This is a genomic window from Aquimarina aggregata, assembly GCF_001632745.1.
In the GTDB taxonomy this organism is placed as follows: Bacteria; Bacteroidota; Bacteroidia; order Flavobacteriales; family Flavobacteriaceae; genus Aquimarina; species Aquimarina aggregata.
On the sequence record NZ_LQRT01000060.1, the window covers coordinates 225,869 to 243,418 of the forward strand.

Annotated in this window: 13 protein-coding genes; 8 read left to right on the forward strand and 5 right to left on the reverse strand. The window is 33.5% G+C overall.

Annotation, left to right across the window (positions count from 1 at the left end):
- Positions 1-31: 31 nt before the first annotated feature.
- On the reverse strand, positions 32-448 hold the full coding sequence (locus AWE51_RS25580) for a hypothetical protein (protein ID WP_066320159.1): 417 nt from the start codon (positions 446-448) through the stop codon (positions 32-34).
- A 99-nt stretch (positions 449-547) separates the two neighbouring features.
- On the opposite strand from AWE51_RS25580, the gene crtD reads away from it, so the two are divergent.
- The 3 genes from crtD to AWE51_RS25595 are packed head-to-tail and all read left to right on the forward strand — an operon-like array spanning position 548 to position 3,807.
- Positions 548-2,029: a 1-hydroxycarotenoid 3,4-desaturase CrtD gene (gene crtD / locus AWE51_RS25585; protein WP_066320160.1), complete on the forward strand. Its 1,482-nt coding sequence runs from the start codon at positions 548-550 to the stop codon at positions 2,027-2,029.
- A gap of 5 nt (positions 2,030-2,034) precedes the next feature.
- Complete coding sequence (locus tag AWE51_RS25590; protein WP_066320163.1) at positions 2,035-2,661, forward strand: carotenoid biosynthesis protein; 627 nt, start codon at positions 2,035-2,037, stop codon at positions 2,659-2,661.
- The gene (locus tag AWE51_RS25595; RefSeq protein WP_066320165.1) at positions 2,662-3,807 is read left to right on the forward strand and encodes a lycopene cyclase family protein; all 1,146 of its coding nucleotides are present in this window, start codon (positions 2,662-2,664) and stop codon (positions 3,805-3,807) included.
- A gap of 17 nt (positions 3,808-3,824) precedes the next feature.
- Here AWE51_RS25595 and AWE51_RS25600 read toward each other — a convergent pair whose 3' ends face one another.
- On the reverse strand, positions 3,825-4,559 hold the full coding sequence (locus AWE51_RS25600) for a TerB family tellurite resistance protein (protein WP_066320167.1): 735 nt from the start codon (positions 4,557-4,559) through the stop codon (positions 3,825-3,827).
- A gap of 290 nt (positions 4,560-4,849) precedes the next feature.
- On the opposite strand from AWE51_RS25600, the gene AWE51_RS25605 reads away from it, so the two are divergent.
- The 5 genes from AWE51_RS25605 to AWE51_RS25625 all read left to right on the forward strand — a co-directional run bounded on the left by AWE51_RS25605 (position 4,850) and on the right by AWE51_RS25625 (position 9,618).
- Positions 4,850-5,260, forward strand: a complete 411-nt coding sequence (locus tag AWE51_RS25605) for a BrxA/BrxB family bacilliredoxin (RefSeq protein ID WP_066320169.1) — start codon at positions 4,850-4,852, stop codon at positions 5,258-5,260.
- A gap of 149 nt (positions 5,261-5,409) precedes the next feature.
- A complete protein-coding gene (locus AWE51_RS25610; protein ID WP_317041856.1) occupies positions 5,410-6,150 on the forward strand; it encodes a lysophospholipid acyltransferase family protein in 741 nt (246 codons plus the stop codon).
- 12 nt (positions 6,151-6,162) lie between these two features.
- Positions 6,163-7,164 (forward strand): acyl-ACP desaturase, encoded by a 1,002-nt coding sequence (locus AWE51_RS25615; RefSeq protein ID WP_066320171.1) that lies wholly within the window; start codon positions 6,163-6,165, stop codon positions 7,162-7,164.
- A gap of 11 nt (positions 7,165-7,175) precedes the next feature.
- Positions 7,176-7,826 (forward strand): HD domain-containing protein, encoded by a 651-nt coding sequence (locus tag AWE51_RS25620; RefSeq protein ID WP_066320173.1) that lies wholly within the window; start codon positions 7,176-7,178, stop codon positions 7,824-7,826.
- A gap of 118 nt (positions 7,827-7,944) precedes the next feature.
- Positions 7,945-9,618, forward strand: coding sequence for a helix-turn-helix domain-containing protein (locus AWE51_RS25625; protein WP_066320175.1), 1,674 nt, complete (start codon positions 7,945-7,947; stop codon positions 9,616-9,618).
- Between the two features lie 93 nt (positions 9,619-9,711).
- Here AWE51_RS25625 and AWE51_RS25630 read toward each other — a convergent pair whose 3' ends face one another.
- The 3 genes from AWE51_RS25630 to AWE51_RS25640 form a co-directional block, all read right to left on the reverse strand.
- Positions 9,712-10,932, reverse strand: coding sequence for a S8 family serine peptidase (locus AWE51_RS25630; RefSeq protein WP_066320178.1), 1,221 nt, complete (start codon positions 10,930-10,932; stop codon positions 9,712-9,714).
- 620 nt (positions 10,933-11,552) lie between these two features.
- Positions 11,553-15,107: a VPS10 domain-containing protein gene (locus tag AWE51_RS25635; protein ID WP_066320181.1), complete on the reverse strand. Its 3,555-nt coding sequence runs from the start codon at positions 15,105-15,107 to the stop codon at positions 11,553-11,555.
- 75 nt (positions 15,108-15,182) lie between these two features.
- Positions 15,183-17,195 (reverse strand): M12 family metallo-peptidase, encoded by a 2,013-nt coding sequence (locus tag AWE51_RS25640; RefSeq protein WP_082832622.1) that lies wholly within the window; start codon positions 17,193-17,195, stop codon positions 15,183-15,185.
- Positions 17,196-17,550 lie beyond the last annotated feature (355 nt).

A 17,550-nucleotide genomic window follows, 5' to 3' on the forward strand; every position in this document is an offset into this window, starting at 1 on the left:
AACCAACTGGATTCATGAGGTACTGTCTTCGTTATTTAACAATTAATTCAAGAAAATATGCTGTCTTCATAATAGGTCCTTCAGAAGTTGGATAAGGGCTAACATTAAATGCATAAATTGTTTTTTGGTCTGTTACAAGTAATTGTATTGCTTTATCAGGTGAAGAAGATTTTGAATCAAAAACAAGTTCTTTTTCTTCAATTACTTTTTTGTTCTCAGAGATTTCAATAAGAATTTTTACCTCGCCTTGCCACATGCAAGATACACCTGTTGGGCATCTAGAATCTTCAAGTACACGAACAAATTTGATGCTTTTTGAGTCAAAGTCTAAGCTATGTTCGATTTTAAGTTTTGAAATTATTTTTGGGATTTCAATTTTGGTAGTATCCTGAGCAATTGTTGAAGCAGTCGATACTATATATAGCAGTAGAATAAGTAATCGTCTCATAGCGCGTTTAACAGAAGTTAAAGATATACAAAAAACAACGTGTATAGCTTTAAAGTCTGATCTTATTTCGGAATTTTGAACATACTTCTAAAGTATGATATGAATAAAAAAACAGCAATTGTTATTGGTTCAGGTATGGCAGGTCTTGCAGCTGCGATACGTCTGCAAAACCAAAATTTCAATGTTTTGGTTTTAGAATCTAATACCACACCTGGCGGAAAAGTAACAGAGTTTAAAAAGAATGGGTACCGATTTGATTGTGGTCCTTCTTTATTTACAATGCCACAGTTTATTGAGGAACTATTCAAGAGCAGCAGAAAAGATATTAGCAAGTACCTTAACTATGTAAAAAAAGAGAAAGTTTGCAATTACTTTTATGAAGATACAACTCGGTTTACTGCATTTGCAGACAAAAACAAGTTTGCCCAAGAGGCTTCATCCGTTTTTGATGTAAAAGCATCTCAAATTTTAAAATATTTCGAAAAGAGCAAGCAAAAATATGACCTTACTAGCTCAATATTTTTATCAAGTTCTCTGCATAAGTTTTCTACATACTTCTCTAAAGATACTTTAAAGGCAATTGCGAAGATTGGTGTGTTGGATATTGATTCAACATTACATAAGGTTAATACATCAGCATATAAAGACCCTAGATTGGTACAGTTTTTTGATCGATTTGCAACATATAATGGTTCATCTCCTTATAAAACTCCTGGGATCATGTCTATGATTCCGCATTTAGAACAACACTACGGAACGTTTTTTCCGCAAGGAGGAATGTATAGCATAACAAAAAGCTTATATCAATTAGCACTAGATTTAGGAGCAAAATTTAGATTTAATACTACAGTTGATCAAATTGTTGTTGAAAACAAAAAGGCTAAAGGGGTTTTAATCAAAGATGAATATCTTCAAGCAGATATAGTAGTTTCAAATATGGATATTGTGCCTACGTATCAAAAAATGCTTCCGGATCAAAAGCATCCTAATAAAATACTCAAACAATCTAGATCAAGTTCTGCTCTTATATTTTACTGGGGAATCAAACGAGTGTTTTCAGAATTAGAGTTGCATAACGTATTTTTTGCAAAAGAGTATAAGGATGAATTTGATGCTATTTTTAATAAAAAAGAAGTTTCAAAAGATCCTACGGTTTATATTAATATAAGTTCAAAAAACGAGCCTAATGATGCCCCTGACGGTTGCGAAAATTGGTTTGTAATGATAAATGTGCCGTGCAATGAAAATCAAGATTGGGATACGATCATAGAAACGTCAAGACAGCATATTTTGAAAAAAATATCTAGGATTTTGAAAGTAGACATTCGGCGTTTAATAGAAACTGAAGAAATTTTGGATCCAAAGTCTATAGAATCTAAAACCCAATCATATAAAGGCTCATTGTATGGTTCATCAAGTAATAATAAGTATGCTGCCTTCTTAAGGCATGCTAATTTTTCTGGTAAAATTAAAAATTTGTATTTCTGTGGTGGCAGCGTGCATCCAGGCGGTGGCATACCACTGTGTTTATTGTCAGGAAAGATAGTTTCAGAACTAGTTCAAAAAGATTTTAAGAAATAATTTATATGCACTCAAGTACAAAAAATATAATATCTGCTGTTATCATTTGGCTGTTTACTATCTCGGGAATTATAGGTATTCTTATCGGGTATGAAGATTGGTTTTTACCACTTACCTGCCTTAACCTAGTTATTTATCTGATACTTATTATTTGGAACGCTGGATTCAACAAGAATTTATTGCTCTTTTTGTTAATTCCGTTTAGCATAGGAATGATAACAGAATTTTTGGGAGTTAACTACGGTTTGATTTTTGGGAATTATGAATACGGAAATAATTTAGGTGCTAAGATTTATGGTGTACCTTGGATTATTGGCGTGAATTGGGCGATTTTAGTATATTGTTCTGCAGGATTGGTGATAAAAATTCATAAAAACATATTTTTAACATCTGCTTTGGCCGCTATGCTAATGGTTCTTTTAGATGTGGTTATCGAAAGAGTCGCTCCTAAATTTGATTTTTGGCAATTTGAAAATAATGTAGTTCCTATCCAAAACTACGTAGGGTGGTTTTTTACTGCATTTTTGGCGCACATACTTTTTCAAAAAAGCGTAAAAGTATTTCATTTCAAGATATCGCTACATATTTTTATTGCTATATTGGTGTTTTTTACGACTTTTTCTTTTCTGTAGATGCAAAATTTTGATTATATCATTTCGGGTTCTGGAGCGTCAGGATTAATGTTGGCCTACCACATGGCAATTGATCCTTTTTTTGATGAAAAGCAAATTTTAATCTTAGATAAAGAAGTCAAAAATCAAAATGATCGTACTTGGTGTTTTTGGGAAAAAGACTTGGGGATTTGGGATGAAATTGTAAGTAAAAAGTGGAATACCATTTATTTTGGGAGTCAAAAATTTTCAGATACTATAAAAATCCTCCCATATCAATATAAATTGATCAGAAGCAAAGATTTTTATACATATATTTTTGATACAATAAAGACAAAATCTAATATAACCTTTCACCATGAAAGTATTATCTCTATTAGCGATGAAGGAGATAAAGCTATTGTTAAAACGGATACTCGAATTTATATTGGTCAAAAAATCTTTAATAGTGTGATGCTATCCACTGATTTTAAAAATCAAAAGCAATATCCTGTTTTAAATCAACATTTTGTTGGTTGGTTTGTAAAAACTACTACTTCAATTTTTGATGCTGATACAGCCACTTTTATGGATTTTGAACTAGCCCAGCAAGGAAATACACGATTTATGTATATGCTTTCACTTTCTAAAAATGAAGCATTGTTTGAGTATACTTTATTTTCTGAAGATCTTTTGGAATATCAGGATTATGAAACAGAAATCATTAAGTATTTAGAAAACAAAGGAATTACAGATTACGAAATTGTCGAAAAGGAGCAAGGTTGTATTCCTATGACATGCTATGATTTTAGAAAACATAATTCGAAAAATATCATACATATTGGTACCGCAGGTGGTTGGACCAAACCCAGTACTGGATTTACTTTTAGCTTAACCTTAAAAAAGATTAAGGAACTTACCTTTTACTTAAAAGCTGGTAATACCAATATGTCTAAATTTGGAAAAAGAAACAGGTTTTGGTATTACGATCTACTATTTATAGACCTTTTGTATAAGAAAAATTATATTGGAGCGACATTGTTTTCAAAGTTATTTCAAAAGAACAAAGGAGTTAAAATTCTGAAATTTCTAGACGAAGAAACTTCAATTGTAGAGGAAATAAAGATAACAACAAGTCTTCCTGCTGGGTTATTTTTAAAAGTATTATGGCAACGTATTTTTAGATAAGCACTTTTGATGAATAACTAACTCATACCTCGTTCTTTTTTAATTTGATCATAAGCCATTTGCACTTCTCTAAATTTGGCTTCTGCACCTTTAATATGGATTTCATCCATATGCTGAATTTTATCAGGGTGGTATTTTTTTGCCATAGTTCTAAAGGCTTTTTTTACATCTGCATCTGTAGCAGTTTTATCAATTTCAAGGATTTTATAAGCATGGTCACCAGTCTTAAAGAACATGGCTTTTATACTTTCAAAATCTCTAAAGTTGATACGCATAAACCCTGCGATTTTTTGTATTTCTTCGGCTTCAGACTCACTTACATGACCATCGGCTTTTGCAATTCCGAACAAAAAATGAAGAATCTGTAATCTAGAAGGGTATCTGGTGTGTTGGTTAATATGCATGCAAATACGCTGTGCAGAAACTTCTCTGTTTTTGATTATTTCATTAAAGGTTCTAAAGGTGGCATTAGCCCTATCTTTACCATAGGCACTTACAAAATATTGTCTTACATAGTCTAATTCTGTTTGATTTACCTTGCCGTCAGCTTTGATAACCATAGAAGATAGAGACAATAAATTAAGCTCAAAATCTGCTGGTGTAATATTAGATTCTTGTTTAAAAACTTCTTTAAATACACTGCCGCCTTTATTTGTAGAGGCATCGATTAAACTACCAATTATAAAACCAAGAATTGCTCCTGGGACATTAAAAAATCCTGCTCCTAATATGGCTGCAAACCATTTAATCATGTACGATATTTTTTTGGGTTGTAAAGATAACTGAAATTATCTATTGATATTTTGTCTACATACTATTAGACATTAAATACCCATATTTGTTACTAAATAGGTGATTACTTTTTCTATTAGAACAAAAAAACGATGTTTTTACAAGAAAATTAATAGACAATGCTTAATTGATAATAAAAAAATCATAATGTTAGTTAAATTAGGGGCATACGACTATACGTAAGTAATCAGTATTTAGTACATAATTTGTACCTTTGCATAAAATTGTAATACAAAAAAATAAAAGAAATATGTATCCAGCAGATTTAGTGAAACCAATGCGAGAAGATCTTACCAATGTAGGTTTTGATGAATTGCAAACTGCCGAAGCTGTAGAAACTGCTATCGCAAAAGAAGGAACAACATTAGTGGTTGTAAATTCAGTATGTGGTTGTGCTGCAGCAAATGCGCGTCCAGGAGCAAAGGCTTCTTTAATAAATGATAAAAAACCAGATCATATAGTAACTGTTTTTGCAGGTGTTGATAGAGAAGCTACAGATAAGGCTCGTGGGTTTATGATTCCATTTCCTCCATCATCGCCATCAATGGCTTTGTTTAAGAACGGAGAATTAGTGCACATGTTAGAACGTCATCATATCGAAGGAAGACCAGCAGATATGATTGCAGAAAACCTTAAAGATGCGTACAACGAGCATTGTTAAAAAGTAAGCATTATATATGCTATAAAAATACAAAGCCGTTTGTCTATGCAAACGGTTTTTATTTTATAAAACTATTGGTTTACTTGAAATAATGTAAGACCTTGCACGTCGATAACACAAGACATATTTAATAATTTTTAAAAGAGATCATGGAGGCAATAAAAAGGATATTAAGTTATCCGCTTTCTGTAATTTTCTACTTACTTTTTGGATTAACACTAGTCATTTTTCATTTGTTACAGTGGCTAGGTGTAACATTAGGAGGCGCTAAAGCTCATAGAGGTGTCATTAACATCATGAATTTATGTTTGTTAAGATGTTTGCATGCACTAGGAGTTACCTTTAGTTTTAAAAATCAACATGATTTACCAAAAAATAAACCTCTGATCATTGTTTCGAACCATCAGAGCATGTTTGATATCCCATTAATTTCTTGGTATTTGAGAAGACATAAGCCAAAATTTATTTCTAAAATCGAATTGGGAAAAGGAATTCCAAGTATCTCCTTTAATTTAAGGCATGGCGGTCATGTTTTAATTGATAGAAAAAACCCAAAGCAATCCATACCAGCACTGTCAAAATTCGGAAAATATATCGCAGAACATAATTTTGCAGCGGTAATTTTTCCTGAAGGAACCCGAAGTAAAGACGGAAACCCTAAAGAGTTTGCAGCTACCGGCTTAAAGATTTTGTTTAAAAATGCGCCTGAAGCTCTTGTGGTACCTGTAACGATAAACAACAGTTGGAAACTAGTAAAGTACGGAAATTTCCCCATGGGAATCGGGATACATTTAACGCTAGAAGTACAGGAACCCATCTCGATAGATAAAGAACCCGAATTATTGATAAAAAAGATAGAAGAAAGGGTTACTTTAGCAATACGAAATTAACACACCATCATCATGGCTATAGATAATATTAGATTAGAAGTAATGCAGTTATTGGAGAAAAAAATCGAATCATATATCGATAAGTTTTTGATCCCAATAGACAAGGTATGGCAGCCAACAGATTTTTTACCAGATTCTCAAAATGAGGACACTTTTTTTGAAGAAGTTAAAGAACTTAGAGAATTGGCAAAAGAACTTCCTTATGATTTTTGGGTAGTTTTGGTTGGGGATACTATTACAGAAGAAGCATTACCTACTTACGAATCTTGGTTGATGGATGTAGAAGGGGTAAACCAACATGAAGATGGAAAAGGTAATGGATGGTCTCGTTGGGTACGATATTGGACTAGCGAAGAAAACAGACACGGTGATACCTTAAATAAATACTTATACCTCTCTGGTCGAGTGAATATGATCGAAGTAGAGCGTACTACACAACACCTAATCAATGATGGTTTCGATATCGGTACAGATAGAGATCCATACAAAAACTTTGTATATACAAGTTTTCAAGAATTAGCTACAAATATCTCTCATAGTCGTGTTGCTAAATTAGCAAGAGAATATTCTAATAAATCTCTAGCAAAAATGTGTAAAATTATTGCAGGAGACGAAATGCGCCACTATAATGCATATAGCGAGTTTGTAAAAGATATTTTTGCAGTCGATCCTAGCCAAATGATGGTTGCCTTTAGCCATATGATGAAACATAAAATCGTTATGCCAGCTCATTTTCTTAGAGAGTCGGGAGATGCTATAGGAACTGCTTTTGAAGAATTTTCGAATGCTGCACAACGTCTAGGAGTGTATACCTCTCAAGATTATATTGACATCATGCAACGATTAATCGACAAATGGGAAATCGATAAACTGGTAGATTTAACTGATGAGGCAGAGAAAGCACGTGATTTTGTAATGAAATTACCTGCCAGAATGCAGCGTATTAGTGAGCGACTAGTAATCCCAGAAGATGTTTTTGAATTTAAATGGGTACAACCTGCTTTAATCAAGTAGTAGATAACACTATGGATAAAGTTATATCCAAGACCATAGATTTTGTAAAAGAAAAACTAGCAGATGCCGAAGGAGGGCATGACTGGTTTCATATACAAAGGGTATATAATAATGCTAGACTAATTGCTAAAGGCGAAGATAACGTAGATCACCTTATTATTGCATTGGGAGCACTGCTACATGATATTGCAGATTCTAAATTTCATGATGGTGATGAAACTGTAGGACCCAGAGTAGCATCAGAATTTCTAGAAGGACTGCATGTTAAAAAAGAGGTGATTGATCATGTGGTAAACATCATCGAGAATATCTCTTTTAAAGGTGGAAACGTTATACAAAAATTCACCTCTCCAGAATTAGATATTATACAAGATGCCGATCGGTTAGATGCCATTGGTGCTATAGGGATAGCTAGATGTTTTAACTATGGAGGCTTTAAAAACAGGGCTCTTTATGATCCTGACATTGCTCCTAATCTGCATATGAGTAAAGAGGAGTATAAAAAATCTACAGCCCCAACCATAAATCATTTCTACGAGAAACTCTTTTTATTAAAAGATAGAATGAATACTGAAACTGGTAAAAAAATCGCCCAACAACGCCATACCTATATGGAAACTTTCTTAGACCAATTCTATAAAGAGTGGCAAGGTGAGTTATGAATTGTAAAATGACCTGTTTTTTATAAAATCAGTGCATTGTTTCGGGTATTTTTAGGTTTTTGTATGCCTAAAAGGCCTCTATTTAAATACTTTTGATCTGCGTTAAAAAGTATTGGCTATGCAGTTAAAACAGTATCATAAATTCATCTTTTTTCTTTTTTTTATTTCCCTTACTGGATATGGGCAGTCTTTTGTAGCGCCTGATTCTTTGAAAAGTAAAACATATGATGAATTAGTGGATCAATTTTATAGTAACTTAACAGATTCTTCGATTGCTGTAATTCAAGCAAATAAATATCTCGAGTTGGCTAAAAAAGATGCTGACACTATGAAAATAATGAATGGATATTATTTTCATAGTGTCCTTAATAGTTCGGACTTATCCTTAAAATACAGTGATAGTATTATTAATATCTTAGATAATGAACGATATCATTCAAAAGATTATCCCTCTTTGGTATATCTAAGTAAAGCGATATTCTATTATGATAAGGGTAACTTTACTAAAGCTTTAGATAATTTTTTTGAATTACAAAAAGAATCGGAGAAGTATCAAAACTTTTATCTCTTATCTACATCAAAGAATGGGATAGGTATCTTAAAAAGTAGACTAGGGAAAAATAAAATGGCCCTAAGGATTTTAAAAGAAAGTTATAACTTCTTTTTGAAAGAAAAAGAAAATTATCCATCGGAATATTTAGAAACTATTTTTGCTCTTTCAGATTCTTATCGTAGGAATAAATTACTGGATTCTGCGTCAATAATGAATCAATATGGTTTTAAGGAGTCTTTTAATTTGAAAGAGGCTAATATGGCTGTGTATTTTACTTTAAATGAAGGGGTTACTCAATATCAATTAGGTGAATATAGTGTTGCAAAGGACAGCTTGAAAAAATCAATGGATCAACTTTATGAGAATAATGATCTTGCAAATCTATCTATTGCTCACTATTATTTAGGGAAAACTTTGACTTCACTAAACTTTAAAAGTAAAGGAATAAAAGAATTCATAAAAGCTGATAGTATTGTCCAAAAAATTTCTGAAGTAATGCCAGAAACTAGAGATGGTTACGAAATTTTGATAAATCATTTTAAAGAGAACGATGACAAGAATAATCAATTGAAATATTTGGAAAGGCTAATCCTCATTGATAGTACGATAAATAATAACTACAAAGATTTATCTGAAAAGATTAATAAAGAATTCGATACCCCACAACTGCTGCAAGAAAAACAAAAAGTTATAACAGCTTTAGAGGCTGAAAATAAGAGTATATATTCAAAAAACATTATTATATCGTTGCTTTTGGGGTTAAGTTTGTTTGGAGTGATCTATTACAACTATCGACAACGACTATTTAAAAAACGATTCATACAATTACGAGATAAGACGGCTAAAAAAGATGATGCTAGTAAACAGTCAAGTGGTTCTACGCTTAATAAAGAAACTGTAAATAATTTACTAGATCAATTGCAAAAGTTTGAAGAGAATAAAGGGTTTTTAAAAGCAACTCTTAATGCTAAGGACTTAGCCAAAAGTTTTGGATCTAATTCTAGCTATCTCTCTAAAGTGATTAATACGTTTAAAGAAAAGACATTTAGTACGTATATTAATGATTTGCGTATTGACTTTGTGATCGATAGATTGCAAAAAGATAGAATGTTTAGAAAATATACTATAAAAGCAATAGCACAAGAAATTGGTTTTAATAATGCAGAAGCGTTCTCAAAAGCATTTTATAAAAACACAGGGATTTATCCATCGTACTTTATCAAAGAATTAGAGAAATAAAAATCGGATGATCTTATCGTTCTACCACAAAAAAAAGAGACTGGGTTTAACCCCAGCCTCTAACAAATTCAAAACATATATTGGATTGTTTATTTAATTTACAGTAGCAATAGGAGCAGTGTATCCTCCTTTTCTAACAGATCCATTTGTTCCAGTACTATTACCTCTTAGTAATAAAATACCAGCTACGTGTGGAGATGCCATAGATGTACCAGAGATTCTATTAAATTGACCGTTTAACCAAGTAGACCATACAGCAGTACCAGGAGCCCAACGATCTACACTTCTTCCAAAGTTTGAAGATCCTGCAGCAGCCCCAGAACGAGTCATGTTACCAACATTCCAAATTCTACTTGTTTGTAATCTTTGAGGAGAATAAAATTGCGTATCATCATTGCTATTTCCTGCTGCCATAGCTCCGATCGCTCTTCTTTCAAGATTTCTAAAGGCATTATCAATGGCTTGTGAAGTAGATCTATTACGAAATCCTACGCTATAGTTCCAAGTATCTCCATTTCCTGCATTACGAGCTACATAATCTACTCCAGAAAGAATACCAGATGTAGCACCACTTCCTGCAGCATTTAATACTCTAACAGAAACAACAGTAGCTCCAAAAGCTACACCTACAACTCCAGATCCATTATTTTTTGCAGCAACGGTTCCTGCTACATGAGTTCCGTGTCCGTTTTGATCTTGCCATGATCCGCCTACAAAACTTCTACTTCTACCAGTATTAATATTTAGATCACTATGTGGAGCGATACCACTATCGATAATCCAGCAAGTTCTACCACTACCATTAGCTCTTCCTACTCTTTCTATACCCCAAGGTAAAAAATCTCCGTTAGGAAGTGGAGTATCTTTAGTAGCATCTTTTCCTTGTACTGTTGCAGGAAGCGTACTTACAGGTTTACCCATATCTACATCCAATTTATGAATATAATTTGGTTCTATAAAAGCTACTTCAGAATCATTTTTAAGCATTTCTGCTTGTTTTAGAGTTAAATTCTTAACTGCAAATCCTTGAATAGCATCACTGTAGGTTTGTTTTATGTTATCCTCTCCTATAGCATATTTTGATAACGTTTGTAAGGATTTAGCTTTCATTCCAGCACTTTTACCAGATAGAGACTTATCCTCTTTGTAAATTACAATATACTCTCCAGGTATTGCTTGATCTGCCCCTATAGTAGTATCAGTAATTTCTACCCCTGTTTCTATATCAGTAAGCTCATTTGAATCTTTTTCACAACTATAAAAGAAGAAAGATGAAACGGTTACGATACTTAAAATTTTCAATTTAGTTTTCATTGTTACTTGATTTTTGTGTTAAATATTTGAGTTTAAAATTAAATTAAAGCGTTGAGTTATTTCAAGTCAATTATTCAAAAGTAGAGATTAATTTTAATAATGAAATACGGCAAAAGCGTAACAAGAAAAGGGTTGCGTGTAGTTCGTGTGCCACTAAATAAGAGGAAATATCCCTTAACATTCAGTAATGCAACACTGTTGCGTTATTGGAAACAAAGGGGCTGAACAAAAAAGAGAATTTTGAAACAGAACAAAAATTCGAAAGAAAATTAAGATACAAAACTAAAAACAGTACAGTAAAAGTTAACTGTATATTAAGACTGAATTAACGTTAATTTAATAAATAAGTGCATTTTCATTAGGAATAAATCTGCAATATTTCTTACATAAATTTGTAAGTGACTAAAATTTAACAAATAAACCTTATTTAATAAAAAAAGCAATTGCCCAATATGTGCATATTGGGCAATAACTTTTAGCTACTTTCAGATAGTACTGATTGCAATATCAAAATTAGTATTTTAAGTGTTTTAGGCCATAAACCTAACAAGTACCTTTAAACTCAACTCATAGATTCATAAATTGCACTTAAAAAACATATCTTTTCTTTGTTGTATTCTTTATTTTTTGAAAATCTTTATGTTTTTTTCAGTTCCATTTTGCTCTATACGCAAAATATAAAACCCTTTGAGCAATTGATGCGTGTCTAGAGTTATCAAATCCCCATTTAAAGAAGTCTTTGTTCTTTGAAGCTTACCATTTGTGCCAATTAACTGAATGGAACGTGCTGCTTTTTTTGAGGAAACACCTTTGATCATCAATTCATTTCCAAAAGGAATAGGAAATACTTTGATACCGTCAAAATCTGTAAGATCAACAGTCGGAGGAACAGGATTTTGAATTGGTGCGTTAAGAGCTTCAGGATTAGTTTGGCCAGGGGTATATCTTACTGTAAATTCGGCAACAGACGCCCATCGTTTATCATCTACTTCAGATAGCGCTCTAAAGTATATGTATCGGCATTTAAATTTATCGAACTCTACAGTCTGTTTGAGTGTGGATTTTTGAAATGCACCCGTGGCTAATTGTTGCCAATTATTACCGTCCCATCCAAATAAAATATAATCCTTTACCATACCTGTTGTACCTGTTTGTCTACCTTGGTAAGAAAAGCCAACCAAATCTTTTTGTTCTCCAAGATCTATAGAGATATAATGAGGATGTGATGCACCATCGTCATACCAGTTAGAGTGCCAGTATGTATTGGGGTCGCCATCTGCGGCTTTTTCTTTTGAATGGTCTTCGTTTGTGGTCTCTTCACTATTAGTTTCGTAAACAACGCAACCCTCACAATTGTCAATAATATTAATATTTTCTATAACCGCAGTAACGGTATTAGAGTAGTCAGAGTAACTGTCACTATCATATGCTCTAACGCGATAGGTATAAGAACCATTAGCTACATTTTTGTCTGTATAGGTTACTATACCGGTGCCGACAAAGCTTATTCGTTCATAAGTACTACCTGTTGTTCTTTCGATTGTAAAGCCATTTTCGTTAGTAGAATTGTCTTTCCAGGTTAGAATAACATCTTTTTGATTTACTTCTGAAACTAAATCACTTGGTGCATTAACATCATAAGTATCAGTGTCTCCCACGACTGCTTTAGTGGTATTAGAGTAATTTGAGTAACTATCATTGTCATAAGCTCTAACACGATACGTATAAGTATTGTTGGATAAGTTTTTATCAGTATAAGTAACTACACCTGTTTCTACAAAACCTATTCTTTCATAAGTACTACCTGTTGTTCTCTCGATAGTAAAGCCATTTTCGTTAGTAGAATTGTCTTTCCAAGTTAGGGTTACGTCTTTTTGATTTACTTCTGAAACTAAATCACTAGGTGGATTTATTTCTTCGGTATCAATATTCCCATCAAAAAGATCAGACTCCCAAATACCACGTCCATAAGTACCGACTCGAATTTTTCGAGTAGCATAATGAATTTCTAGATCACTTGTTTGAACGTTGGGTAAATTTGTTGAAAAAGGAGTCCAATTGTTAAGTGCATCATTTATGTAGTATACACCAGATTGCATTCCCACATATAAACCATTGGCAGAGGTGTCATCAAAAACCAAACATTGTGCAGATATGTTAGGTAGATTTCTTTTAATATTCACCCAGGTATTTCCGGCATTTATAGATAGGTACACTCTGGATCCAGTGGCAGCAATTGCCACTCGCTCAGGATTATTTGGGTCTACGGCGATAAAATTTACATTGCCTCTAAAATTACTTACTTCGGTCCAGGTTGGATTATTATTTTGTCCATTTTTGGTTCTCCATACTCGACCCTCTTGAGCAATATATATGTAGTTGTTGTTTGATTTTGCGATTGCCATTTCATCAAGATTACCACCAAGATTGATGTTACTTGTTAAATTACTCCAGCTGCCTCTGCTACCACCATTATTACTTCGATATAGATCTCTGTATCCTACATAAATCTTTTTATTGTTAATAGGGTCCATCATAAAAGGAGTTACCCATTCTCCACTAAAATTACCAGGTTTGCTAATACTTCCAATACTATTACCTCCGTTTGTACTTTTGTACAACGAACCAAACTGTACTGTACCGTATATTACATTTTTATTTTTATGGTCGATAAAACATTCCATACCATCTGCACCTAACCATTCTTTAAATTGCCGAGATGATCCATACATTATATTGGTTCCGTTATCTTGTGAACCTCCTACAATCATATTTGCATCTGTTGCCGAATTACCAATACGATAGTATTGTTTGATACCTAATCCTCCTTGTGATAAATCGGTCACATTATTTCCGCGGTTAACACTTCTAAATATCCCACCATCACTACCAACATACAAAGTACCGTTGATGTATTGCATTACTTCGATATCGGCATGAACATAAGATCTATCTTCTGGAGAACTCCATGTAGCTAGTTTGGAGAAGCTAGTACCACCATTTGTAGATCTTGAGAAATCCATTCCTCCCAAATAAACTTCGTTTGCATTGGAGTCGGATACTGTTATGGCCATATCTCTAGAGGCTTGTGTAAAATATACCTGATTAGTAGATATGCTATTATAGTTCGCACGTTGTGTAAAATTGCTACCACCATCTAGAGATCGATACAAATACCCAAAACTACTTCCTCTTTTTTGAACTAGGTAAATGGCATTTGGGTTGGCCGGAGTTACTGCCATTTTCATACGTTCAGTGGCAGAAATTCCACTAGTTATTCGGCTAAAAGAACGCCCGCCATTTGTTGATCGATAAAAACTGTTTCCGCAGGCATAAACTATACTTGTGTTTCCAGGTTTAAATTCAACATCTTCTGCAGGAGAATTTAGTACTGAACTAAAAGAACTCCCGCCATTGGTTGATCGATAAAGTGCTCTTGATGTCCCGATAAAAATTCTGTTATCGCTTGGGTGAATAAGAATTCTTCTGGGGGTACCACTAACTCTGTATATTTGCGTCCATGAAGTACCTCCATTTGTAGATCTCATAATTTGACCCGCAGAGTTTCCTAGGTATACGGTGTTGGTACTATTGGGATCTATTGCTATTGACCAAATAGACATATTAGCCATCTGATCTCCTAGCGGTTTCCAACTGTTACCAGCATCAATAGATTTCCAAATACCTCCTCCTGGAGAACCGGCATAGATAATCTTTTGTTGTGAAGGCTCTACAGCAATAGCTGTAACTCTTCCTAGTCCCGGAGTCCAACTTGAAGTTCGTGACCAGTTGAAAGGACCTAATTCTTTCCAATTACTACTTCTTTGTACAATTTTTGAAGTAGGACTACTGTTTTTGTTCCAGGATTTCTGAAATTTTTCGGATTCACTTACAACTTGACTGGCACTTATAACACGACCATTTGCGTCGGCATTTCGTTTAGCCCAGTACAAATTTCTCATGTATAACTTATATCCACTTCCTTTACCTTTTTCACGGTTTTTATAATACTTAGTTCCTAAACGTTCTAGTTTTTTTACACTATAGTCATTTTGATTTTGCATCATCTGAAATAATTCTTGTGCAGAACCTTGATAATTCATCGGATTGATTAAAAAGAAAAGCACTAGAACTAATCTCCAGTAAAAAGGAGATATTTTTTTGAGTTGTGTCATTGGTTTTATTTTATAAGATGGTTAAAAGGGTATGCGTTGTACTACATACCCTTTCTAAAAATTTACAATAAGAGTTTATTTGATATTTATCTTTTTAGTGCTAATTGTATCACCGTTGATTATTTGTATAAAGTAAATTCCGCTATTCAACGATTGAATATCTAGAGTTTCTTTTACACTTCTACGAGGAGAGGTCTTATTGATGGTTTTTGTGAAAATATTGGTACCCTGCATATTTTTAATAATAATACTTGTATGCTTACCATTAACATTTTCTATTTCTAATGTGATAAAATCCTTAGCTGGATTAGGGTATAGTATAATGTTAGAACTTTTTGCTTTTAATACATCTGCATTCCTAGGTGAAGATGCAGGAGTACCAGCACAAGTGGCTATTTCAATCCATTGGGTTCCTGACCATTCAAATACTTTGCCTTCAAATACAACTTGATCACCGGCACCATAATTAATACCTTCTGCCCATGGGGCTACAGTGGCACATGGATCGATGTTATTATTATTACATTGTACGGCTTCCCAATCATTATCTGCTGTTCTTAGCCATACATTGCCTTGATAAATAACAACGTCACCAGGAGAATATGTTGTGTTTGCTGTCCATTGTACAGCTCTAGAACATGGATCAGAACTACACTCTCCTAGATCATTCCAGCCATTATTTGCTGTTCTTTCAAATAGTCTACCTCTGTAAGTTACTTTATCTCCTGCTGTATAGTTTACATTACCGGACCACTCATCAATCCCGACACAGTTTACTTCGTCACCGTCACCACCGCCATCACCACCGTCGGAACAAGTACCTACACAACTTGCTCTCCTGATTGATCTCTGAATTACGTTTCGGGGTTGCGATCCAAACCCTTTTCTTAAGTTTGTTCCAGCACTGGTTAAATGACAGTAACTCATAATAGTTCCTCCTCCAGAAGGTATTCCTGGACGACCACAGCCTCCTTCGGTATTATAGCAGCCATCGATTGCAGTATTATTACCATTCCAAGAACAAGAATGCGTGTGACTTGATCCAAAATTATGACCTAATTCATGAGCAATTGTGGATATATTCCAAGAGTATCTAGGAACATTTTGATAATTACGATTTATACCTGATAAACCGTATCTGTAGGAACCACAAAGAGCGTTCACCCAAGCAACACCACCCGAGTAATTGTAGGTTACAAAATGTGCGAGGTCACCATTAAATCCATTTCGATTTCTATAACTACGAAAATTATCTAAACCATTAAATGGAGTAGTCGATGTCCAAGCTTTAATACCAGAAAGTTTTATTTTTACGCCATCATTAGCATATAATATCGCTACTTGATTAAACATAGCTTGAACAAAATTACTAGCTGCTTGACTACCTCCTTTATCTCTAACGACATCATTACCGATATCAAAAAATATTTCAGGACACTTAACTTGGTTAGCAGCAGGAGCTTCTTTTGAAAAATCGTTTTTTTCGATTCCTTTAGCGTGAATATCTTCGGTTTGACAGACAAAATCATTAAGGTGACTAATATCCTTATCCTCATAAAGAATATGATCTTGGCTTTTACTTAATTTGCCAAGTACCAAATTACCTATCTGATCATCTAAACTTATAATTCCAGATACTTCACCATCTACAATGGTAAGAGCAGCAATAGAATTAGGACTGTTTTTAACAATTCCGCGATAGTGCGCGATATTTTTACTGGGTTGAATAATTCTTCCTGATGGCATTTCTACAATCGAAAAATCATCTGTTGCAATTTCTACTTTTACTAATTCTAAAAGCATTGATGATTTTTGTCCTGGTAATAAAAGATTCATAGCCTCTGGAGCAGATGACTTAAAATTTTTCATGACAGATGATTGCAAGGATAAAATAGAGTATTCCTTAAGTTCTTTAGGAAGGGGGACATTAGATTTTCCTTTTTTCAGGCTAAATAAAGAAACATCTTTAAAAGGTTTTCCTAAGCGCTTGGCTGTAGCAATTTGTTGTTTAGGTTTAAGGTTATGGGATTGGGCAAAAAAAGGCGTTGTCATAAACAACATGACGAGAAATGTAAAAATACGTTTCATAAAGTTTGGGTTTTAAGGGGTTTAAATGAATATATTAAGTTATTGGTTTACTATGTTGGACGTATTATAAAACAACCCAATGTATCATCCGGATAATACCCTAGTACATAGAAGATTTTAGGGTAATCTAGAATAACATATAGTCGATACAAGGATTGTATAATCCTTATATTAATAGGTTATAAATTTTTTTGAAATGATTGATTTACAGCTGTTTTGCTGTATTTTTTTGTTCTTATTTCTAAAATAGGATTATTTCAAAGTAGTATAGCTATGCTTTGATACTAGAAATAGTGTTTTCTTTAAAAAAAGGGAAGACGAACTTCGGAAATGATTTGGGGATTTTTTCATTTTA

Excerpts from the sequence above, each read along its gene's own strand:
- AWE51_RS25580 (WP_066320159.1), bottom strand. The coding sequence starts at position 448 with ATGAGACGATTACTTATTCTACTGCTATATATAGTATCGACTGCTTCA.
- crtD (WP_066320160.1), top strand. The coding sequence starts at position 548 with ATGAATAAAAAAACAGCAATTGTTATTGGTTCAGGTATGGCAGGTCTT.
- AWE51_RS25590 (WP_066320163.1), top strand. The coding sequence starts at position 2,035 with ATGCACTCAAGTACAAAAAATATAATATCTGCTGTTATCATTTGGCTG.
- AWE51_RS25595 (WP_066320165.1), top strand. The coding sequence starts at position 2,662 with ATGCAAAATTTTGATTATATCATTTCGGGTTCTGGAGCGTCAGGATTA.
- AWE51_RS25600 (WP_066320167.1), bottom strand. The coding sequence starts at position 4,559 with ATGATTAAATGGTTTGCAGCCATATTAGGAGCAGGATTTTTTAATGTC.
- AWE51_RS25605 (WP_066320169.1), top strand. The coding sequence starts at position 4,850 with ATGTATCCAGCAGATTTAGTGAAACCAATGCGAGAAGATCTTACCAAT.
- AWE51_RS25610 (WP_317041856.1), top strand. The coding sequence starts at position 5,410 with ATGGAGGCAATAAAAAGGATATTAAGTTATCCGCTTTCTGTAATTTTC.
- AWE51_RS25615 (WP_066320171.1), top strand. The coding sequence starts at position 6,163 with ATGGCTATAGATAATATTAGATTAGAAGTAATGCAGTTATTGGAGAAA.
- AWE51_RS25620 (WP_066320173.1), top strand. The coding sequence starts at position 7,176 with ATGGATAAAGTTATATCCAAGACCATAGATTTTGTAAAAGAAAAACTA.
- AWE51_RS25625 (WP_066320175.1), top strand. The coding sequence starts at position 7,945 with ATGCAGTTAAAACAGTATCATAAATTCATCTTTTTTCTTTTTTTTATT.
- AWE51_RS25630 (WP_066320178.1), bottom strand. The coding sequence starts at position 10,932 with ATGAAAACTAAATTGAAAATTTTAAGTATCGTAACCGTTTCATCTTTC.
- AWE51_RS25635 (WP_066320181.1), bottom strand. The coding sequence starts at position 15,107 with ATGACACAACTCAAAAAAATATCTCCTTTTTACTGGAGATTAGTTCTA.
- AWE51_RS25640 (WP_082832622.1), bottom strand. The coding sequence starts at position 17,195 with ATGAAACGTATTTTTACATTTCTCGTCATGTTGTTTATGACAACGCCT.